The organism is Nitrospinaceae bacterium (genome assembly GCA_018669005.1).
Taxonomy (GTDB): Bacteria; UBA8248; UBA8248; order UBA8248; family UBA8248; genus UBA8248.
Window position 1 is genome coordinate 95,887 of sequence record JABJAL010000022.1, and the last position, 7,117, is coordinate 103,003.

Here is a 7,117-nt window from a genome sequence, read left to right on the forward strand (position 1 = left end):
AAAGCGATTTATTCAGCGATAAGGAAAAAGCTGCTATCCGCTGGTCGGATGAAGTCTCCATCATGACAGCGAAACAAAACAAAACGGCGTTCGAGGAAATGGAGAAATATTTCTCGCGGCGCCAGATTGTTGAACTGACATTTATCTGTGGCATGTGGCATCTCTCGGGCCGCCTGGCCGAGGCGTTGCATCTGGTTGTCGAGCCCCCTGGAGGTAGAATCGCATTTCAGGATGAGGATTTGTAGGGTTTTTTCGATTTTGCTGGGATAATGGGGGCGCCCCGAAAAACGGGTAAACGAGGAGAGCAATCCGATGAAGGTGAAAAACTACAAAGATGTTGAGCTCAAAACAGAGGAAGCTGCCAAGGGAGCGGGTATTCGGTGGCTCCTCAGCGACCGCGACGGCATGACGGACATGGCTATGCGCGTCATCGAAATTGAGTCGGGGGGGCAGACGCCGCATCATTCGCACCCGTGGGAACATCAGGTTTTTGTCCTCAAGGGAAGCGGTCGGGTTGTCACCGAGGAGGATGGTACCCGAGAATTTTCGCCTGGCGCAGCGATTTTCATCGGTCCGAACGAGGAGCACACCTTCCATAACGACTCCGATGAGACGATGGAGTTCGTCTGCATGATACCTGTCCGGGCGACACTCGTTCTCGATCGTTAATAGCAGGGGCGAATATCTCGATCTGCCGGGCGGGCGGTAGGAGCGCCCGAATTTAGCATTCAATATTCAATACGCATTATCCCTTCCGTAACAACTATTTAACAAAAACATTTAAAAAAAAGTTGCATTATATTCGTGGAGAGTGCATCTTCCCGGAAGTTGTTTCTTTCCGGGTGCACCTGCTCGGGTGGGCTCGGGGGATATTCTAATTGTGGCATTACGCCCGAAAAAGGAAAAGAATCATGAGCGAAGAGCGCCGACGCAATGTTATTTCTGTGGATGAATCTCATTTGGAGCAAGGAGATTTGCTGCCCGAATCGCTGCAGGCATCCGCCTCGGAGGCATCCTCCTCCAAGGATCTGTTGACGGAGCAGGAATTTGCAATGTGTGACGGCGAGGGTGGCTCGGCGCCCTCCAAAGGGACAAGGTGCGCCTGATTTACTAATATCTAAAAAAAAGGCCCTCGCTTTTCGGCGGGGGCCTTTTTTTATTGGGCGCTCTGCTTTGTGATTCACATTAGCCAGATTTTTTAGAAGACTGGGTCTTCACCCAAGCCATGATACAGAAAATCGTAAGTCCGGCTACTACCATAAGCTTGAATTCCATTGTTCAGCTCCCTTCCAATAGCGGCGATCCCTCCTATATTTATTATCGGTTTCCGTGAATTTTCAAAAAGTGACCAATTTCACATTTTCTAAATTCAAACGAAAAAAATCTCGATTGGAGGGCGGCAAGAAATTATCCGCTTGATGGGAGTGGTATCTATTTGTTTTCGTTCGTTTTGTTGGGATTTGTCTTGTATTCTAATCCCTCGCCCAAATTTCCTATTGGTTGATAGCTGAAAGCAGGGCATGGATGCTTCTTGTCAGAGGGGTTTCAATGCCGTGGCGCTCGCCGGCTCTTATGATAGCCCCTGTCATTCCGTCTGCCTCAAGGGGTAATCCCGCGCGAACATCGACGAGCATTGAGGTGGTTGCGTCCATCTCGATACCGGATTGGGTGGAAACGACTTTTTCAACGAAACTTTCCGGCAGGTCGGCCCCTTCCGCCCGGCCTACCGCGACACACTCGCGCACCAAAGTCTCGCAAACCTCTGCCACCCCTGGGTCTATCACGACCCCCCGGCCCCGGTTGGTCAGAGCGGTGGCAGGGCCTCTGGCAATGTTGCCGCATAGCTTGCGCCACAGCGCAGTTGTAATGTCGGAGGTGAGTGTCATCTCGATGTCGCTTCCCTCGAAAATCTCGGCCAGGCCACGGCCCGCCTCGTTGTCAGGAACGGCGAGGCCGGACATGGCATTTTGAACAACATGGCCTGGTGCCAACCTATCGGCGGGGCATTGGACCACAGCAGGCAGGATCTCTGCGCCATGGGCATAGGGCGCTACATTAACGACATGCTCCACCCCATTTTCTAGCACGGCGATGATGGTGCCCGGGCCCACGAGTGCCCGGAGCCAAGGCTCGACATCTTTTATTTGATGGCACTTCACGGCGAGCAAAACCCATTCGACGGGTTTCGCCTCCTCTGGCGTCGTCAGGCAATGGGCAGGCGCCTCGATAACCCCCGAGGGTGTCTCGATTCGAAACTTCTCGAACGTCTGCCTGACGCACAGATCGACCTCGTGCCTTTGTTGTGCACAGAGTCTCGCACCGTAAATGCTCCCTATCGCCCCGACACCTAGCACCGCAATTCGGCTCATTTTTCCAATTTCCTTTGATTGAACGGAATTAAGGAAAAAACGGGTTACGGCCTATGGGACGTAACCCGTTGATTTTCAATGGTGGAGGTGAGGGGGCTCGAACCCCTGACCTCGTGATTGCGAACCACGCGCTCTCCCAGCTGAGCTACACCCCCACGAAATGACCCACGAAATTAGGGCAACCTCTGGCCAGTGTCAAGCGATAGCATTCCTTGGCTAGGCCGCAAAAAAAGTGAGGGCTGATGAGTAAGCCACCTAGGCCACTCACCAGCCCTCGTCCCGTCGCAGAGTCCGCCCGTTCCCCCTGCGACAGGGTTACAACCAATTTAAGCGAGGGCCGGAAGACAAACCTCCGAGGCCGCCTTCCGGCCCTCATCCTGACGCAGAGTCCGCCCGTGTGCCCCACGTCAGGAAATTCATATTCAGGGAGGACCGGTAAGAAAACCTCCGAGGCCTGCTTACCGGTCCTCATCCCGTCACAGAGTCCGCCCGTTCTCCCCTGTGACGGGAAAAAATTATCAGGTCATACGGCTTTTAAGAGCATCCGCTCGTGGAGCCGCAAGTCATACATTTAAGGCAAGTGCCGTTTCGTACGAGGGTGAAGTGCCCACAATCGGTGCAAGCCTCGCCCTCGTAGCCCTTGGCCTTGGCCTCGTCCTGCGCCTGGGCCGCAGTATTCATTGTTCCAGCCCTTACGCTTGTATCAGTCCGAATGTTGTCATCTGCGACTGCAGGGGCCGCAGTTTCCTCCACCTCGGCTGATGTAGAGCCGTTTCCTCCGAGATTTCCCAGGTGCAGGTGCTCGCTCCTGGGTACATCAGCGCCCGTGCCCTCGGAAATCGTGTCGATCACTTCCTCTGATTCGGCATCGAACTCAGGAATTTCGTCCGACGGTCGACCTATCGTGTCGCCCCGCAAATCCTCGGGCTTGACTTGAACCAGATCGTCCCGTCCAAGGTAGCTCAGAGCTAGCTCACGGAAGATATAGTCGATGATTGATGTGCTCATCTTGATGTGCTGGTTGCCCTCGACGATTCCGCCCGGCTCGAACCGGGTGAACACGAAGGCATCCACAAATTCATCAAGGGGCACGCCATGCTGCAGCCCAAGCGATATTGAAATCGCGAAGCAGTTCATCAGGCTTCGGAAAGCAGCACCTTCCTTGTGCATGTCGATGAATATCTCGCCAATGTTTCCGTCTTCGTACTCGCCCGTTCGAAGGTAGACTTTGTGGCCGCCGACAACGGCTTTTTGCGTATACCCAGCCCGCCGGGTGGGTAGCTTTCGGCGCTTGGTCTGATACATGTAGCGCCGGACAATCTGCTGGGCCACGCGGACGGGAGCGCTCTCGGTGGTGCCTTTGTCATCGAGGTCGTCGAACAGACCTCCCTCAATCTGTGATGACAGCGGCTGGCTGAGTTTTGAGCCATCGCGGTAGAGGGCAATGGCTTTGGTCATCCGCCTCCAGGATTCGAGGTAGAGTTCCTGTATGTCTTCGATGGTCGCCTCGTTCGGAAGGTTGATGGTCTTGCTTATCGAGCCCGAAATAAAGGGCTGTGCGCTGGCCATCATTCTCACATGGGCCATGGGGCTGATGTAGCGCTTGCCCTCGCGCCCACATTTGTTCGCGCAATCAAAGATATCAAAATGCTCTTCTTTTAAATGCGGGGCACCCTCAAGCATCATCAAGCCGCAAACGTAATCATTCGCCTCGCGTATCTCTTCATGCGTAAATCCGATGGCCTCAAGGATATTCAGGCTCCAGTCGGAAAGCTGCTCATCGCTGAGCCCTAGCTTCTCGCGGCAAAAATCCTCGCCGAGCGTGTATTTGCTGAAGGCGAATTGAAGCTCGAATGCGCTTTCGATCGCGGCCTCGACAGTTTCGAGGGCTTTTTCGGTAAAACCTTTTTCCGCGAGCGACTCCGGGTTGATGTGAGGAGCGTTTGTAAGGCTCCCGCGGCCCCGGCAGTAGGCGATGATCTCCTTGACTTCCTCTTCATCGTAGCCAAGGCGTCTGAGCGCCACTGGAACGGATTGATTGATGATTTTGAAAAAGCCGCCGCCGGCAAGTTTTTTGAATTTGACGAGGGCAAAATCTGGCTCGATGCCGGTGGTGTCGCAGTCCATCACGAGGCCGATGGTGCCGGTCGGGGCGATGACGGTGGCCTGGGCATTACGAAAGCCGTGTAGTTTGCCCATCTCCAGGGCGTTGTCCCATGCCTGCCGTGCCGCCGAAAGAAGGTAGGGGGGGCAATGGCTCGGGTCGATACCTGCGGGCGCTTTAGAGATGTTTTCGTATTCCGCAGGGGGCGCAGCGTAGGAGGCGCGGCGATGGTTCCTCACGACTCGGAGCATATCCTCGCTGTTCGCCTCGTAGCGAGGGAAGGGCCCGACCTCGGAGGCAATTTCTGCGCTTGTCGTGTAGGAGCAGCCCGTCATGATCGAGGTGAGCGACCCGCACCAGGCCTCAGCCTGAGGTGAGTCATAGGGGATGCCCAGGACCATGAGGAGTGTGCCCAGGTTTGCATAGCCCAGCCCGAGGGTGCGGTAGAGGTAGGATCTTTTGGCGATGTCCTTGCTTGGGAACTGGGCCATGAGTACGGAGATTTCAAGAACCACGGTCCAGAGCCGAATGGCATGGCGGTATTCATCAACCTGGAAGGCACCAGTCTCGGTATCGAGAAAGCGCATGAGATTCATCGACGCGAGGTTGCAAGCCGTGTTGTCGAGGAACATGTATTCCGAGCATGGGTTTGATGCGTTGATTCGGCCATCGGTCGGGCAGGTGTGCCAGTCGTTGATGGTGGTGTCGAACTGAAGGCCCGGGTCTGCACTGCACCAGGCGGCGTGTCCGATTTGGTCCCAGAGGTCTTTTGCCGCCATCTCTTTCACGGATACGCCGTCCGTGCGGCGGGTGAGGTTCCAGGTTCCGTTCTCTTCAAGGGCTCTCATGTATTTGTCGTTGAGGCGAACGGTATTGTTTGAGTTCTGTCCCGCTACGGTGGCGTAGCCCTCGCCTTCCCAGTCGGTGTCGAGCTCCTCGAAAATAATTTCTTTGTAGCCCTGCTTGGCGAGCTGGAGCGCCCGGTGGATATAGTTGTCGGGGACGCCTGACATGCGGGCCATGTGGACCGCCGAGCGAAGTTCTGCATTATTTTTGGGTTGGTAGAGGCCGCCGTTTAATTCGGCATGATTCTCCGGGTTGCAGGCCGAGATAACGGCGTTCATATGCCGGTTGCACATCCGGCTGCCCGCCACGAGAGCGGCTACCTTTTGCTCCTCTCGGACCTTCCAGTTGATGAATTCCTCGATGTCGGGATGGTCGGCATCGAGAATGACCATCTTTGCTGCCCTGCGGGTGGTGCCGCCTGATTTGATGGCGCCCGCCGCCCGGTCTCCGATTTTGAGAAAACTCATCAGGCCCGAGCTTTTACCGCCGCCCGAAAGCGGCTCGTTTGCGCCCCGCAGGTTCGAGAAGTTTGAGCCTGTGCCGGAGCCGAACTTGAAGATGCGCGCCTCGTTGATCCACAGGTCCATGATGCCGCCCTCGTTTACGAGGTCGTCGCTGACGGACTGGATGAAGCAGGCATGTGGTTGCGGCCGCTCGTAGGCATTTTGGGAGCGCAAGACTTCTCCCGTGGCGGGGTCGCAGTAGTGGTGGCCCTGCGCGGGCCCCTCTATTCCATATGCCCAGTTGAGACCGGTGTTAAACCATTGGGGCGAATTGGGCGCCGCCATCTGGCTGGCCAGCATATGGATTAGCTCTTCGTAGAATACTTTTGCGCTTTGCTCGTCGGAGAAATAGTTGTGTTTCCAGCCCCAGTAAGCCCAGCAACCGGCCATGCGATGAAACACGTCCTGGGCATTGCACTCCATGCCGTACCGATCTTCCTCGGCAAGGGAGGCGAGGGCCTCAGTGTCTGCCTCGGAGCGCTGGAGCCATACGGGAACACCATCTTCCGGCACTTTTTTTAGCTTGGCGGGAACGCCCGCTTTTCGGAAGTATTTTTGCGCAATGATATCGACGGCGACTTGGGTCCAGTTTTCGGGAACCATGATGTCTTTGGCTTCGAAAACAATGGTGCCGTCAGGGTTGATGATGCGGGAAGTGCGAGGAACGTAGCTAACGCCTTCGCTAGCTCCTGCCTCGGCACTGGTGAAAAGACGATCAAATTTCATCAAATAAGTCCTTCGGGCGATCGAAGAACATTAAAGTGGCTCATTTCCGTATTTTATTCGCTTTTGGCGTGAGCGCAACCACCGAACACATCATGTAGTGCTAACTGCTAACTATGTCATCGAAAACTGAATCGTATCCGTTCAGGTTTCGATGACATACATTCCTTATTAATGACTAATATATTTACTACTACATTTAGTGGTTGTCAAGGGAAATATTTGTATATCCACAACTTAGTGTGTTCTTGCACACAGTTTATCCACCAGATATTGTGGCAACAAATGTGTTTTTTGAGGAAAATCACGGATAAATTAGGGGGGAAATGGATATTATAAAAATAATACAATAGAAAAACCGGCGCTACCCATAGTCAGGGCTTTCATAAACGCTCTCGCCAGTAATCCAGAATATCTTGCAGGGTTTGCTCAAAGGGTATTTCGGGTTTCCAGCCCGTGGCATTTTGGAATTTCGACACATCGCCGAGAAGTATTTGCACATCCGAGGGGCGCATCCGGGCCGGATCCTCTTTGACGGCGATCTCGATGTTCGCCCTGGCAATCAGCATGTC

The 7,117-nt window shown here is 54.5% G+C and carries 6 protein-coding genes and 1 tRNA gene; 3 read left to right on the forward strand and 4 right to left on the reverse strand.

Annotation, left to right across the window (positions count from 1 at the left end):
* Positions 1-62: 62 nt before the first annotated feature.
* The 3 genes from HOJ95_03495 (at position 63) to HOJ95_03505 (ending at position 1,106) form a co-directional block, all read left to right on the forward strand.
* The gene (locus tag HOJ95_03495) at positions 63-245 is read left to right on the forward strand and encodes a hypothetical protein (GenBank protein ID MBT6393747.1); all 183 of its coding nucleotides are present in this window, start codon (positions 63-65) and stop codon (positions 243-245) included.
* A 67-nt stretch (positions 246-312) separates the two neighbouring features.
* On the forward strand, positions 313-669 hold the full coding sequence (locus HOJ95_03500) for a cupin domain-containing protein (protein MBT6393748.1): 357 nt from the start codon (positions 313-315) through the stop codon (positions 667-669).
* Between the two features lie 242 nt (positions 670-911).
* Positions 912-1,106, forward strand: a complete 195-nt coding sequence (locus HOJ95_03505; protein ID MBT6393749.1) for a hypothetical protein — start codon at positions 912-914, stop codon at positions 1,104-1,106.
* A gap of 387 nt (positions 1,107-1,493) precedes the next feature.
* On the opposite strand, the gene HOJ95_03510 is transcribed toward HOJ95_03505, so the two are convergent.
* The 4 genes from HOJ95_03510 to HOJ95_03525 form a co-directional block, all read right to left on the reverse strand.
* The gene (locus tag HOJ95_03510) at positions 1,494-2,369 is read right to left on the reverse strand and encodes a 2-dehydropantoate 2-reductase (GenBank protein MBT6393750.1); all 876 of its coding nucleotides are present in this window, start codon (positions 2,367-2,369) and stop codon (positions 1,494-1,496) included.
* A gap of 79 nt (positions 2,370-2,448) precedes the next feature.
* A tRNA-Ala gene (locus HOJ95_03515) sits at positions 2,449-2,524 on the reverse strand.
* A gap of 379 nt (positions 2,525-2,903) precedes the next feature.
* Positions 2,904-6,548, reverse strand: coding sequence for a vitamin B12-dependent ribonucleotide reductase (locus HOJ95_03520; protein MBT6393751.1), 3,645 nt, complete (start codon positions 6,546-6,548; stop codon positions 2,904-2,906).
* A gap of 380 nt (positions 6,549-6,928) precedes the next feature.
* The coding region (locus tag HOJ95_03525; GenBank protein ID MBT6393752.1) for a GDP-mannose 4,6 dehydratase at positions 6,929-7,117 on the reverse strand (189 nt) is incomplete at its 5' end.

What these genes read in the sequence shown, in the direction of transcription:
- HOJ95_03520 (MBT6393751.1), bottom strand. Translation starts at nt 6,548, where the DNA reads ATGAAATTTGATCGTCTTTTCACCAGTGCCGAGGCAGGAGCTAGCGAA.
- HOJ95_03495 (MBT6393747.1), top strand. Translation starts at nt 63, where the DNA reads ATGACAGCGAAACAAAACAAAACGGCGTTCGAGGAAATGGAGAAATAT.
- HOJ95_03510 (MBT6393750.1), bottom strand. Translation starts at nt 2,369, where the DNA reads ATGAGCCGAATTGCGGTGCTAGGTGTCGGGGCGATAGGGAGCATTTAC.
- HOJ95_03500 (MBT6393748.1), top strand. Translation starts at nt 313, where the DNA reads ATGAAGGTGAAAAACTACAAAGATGTTGAGCTCAAAACAGAGGAAGCT.
- HOJ95_03505 (MBT6393749.1), top strand. Translation starts at nt 912, where the DNA reads ATGAGCGAAGAGCGCCGACGCAATGTTATTTCTGTGGATGAATCTCAT.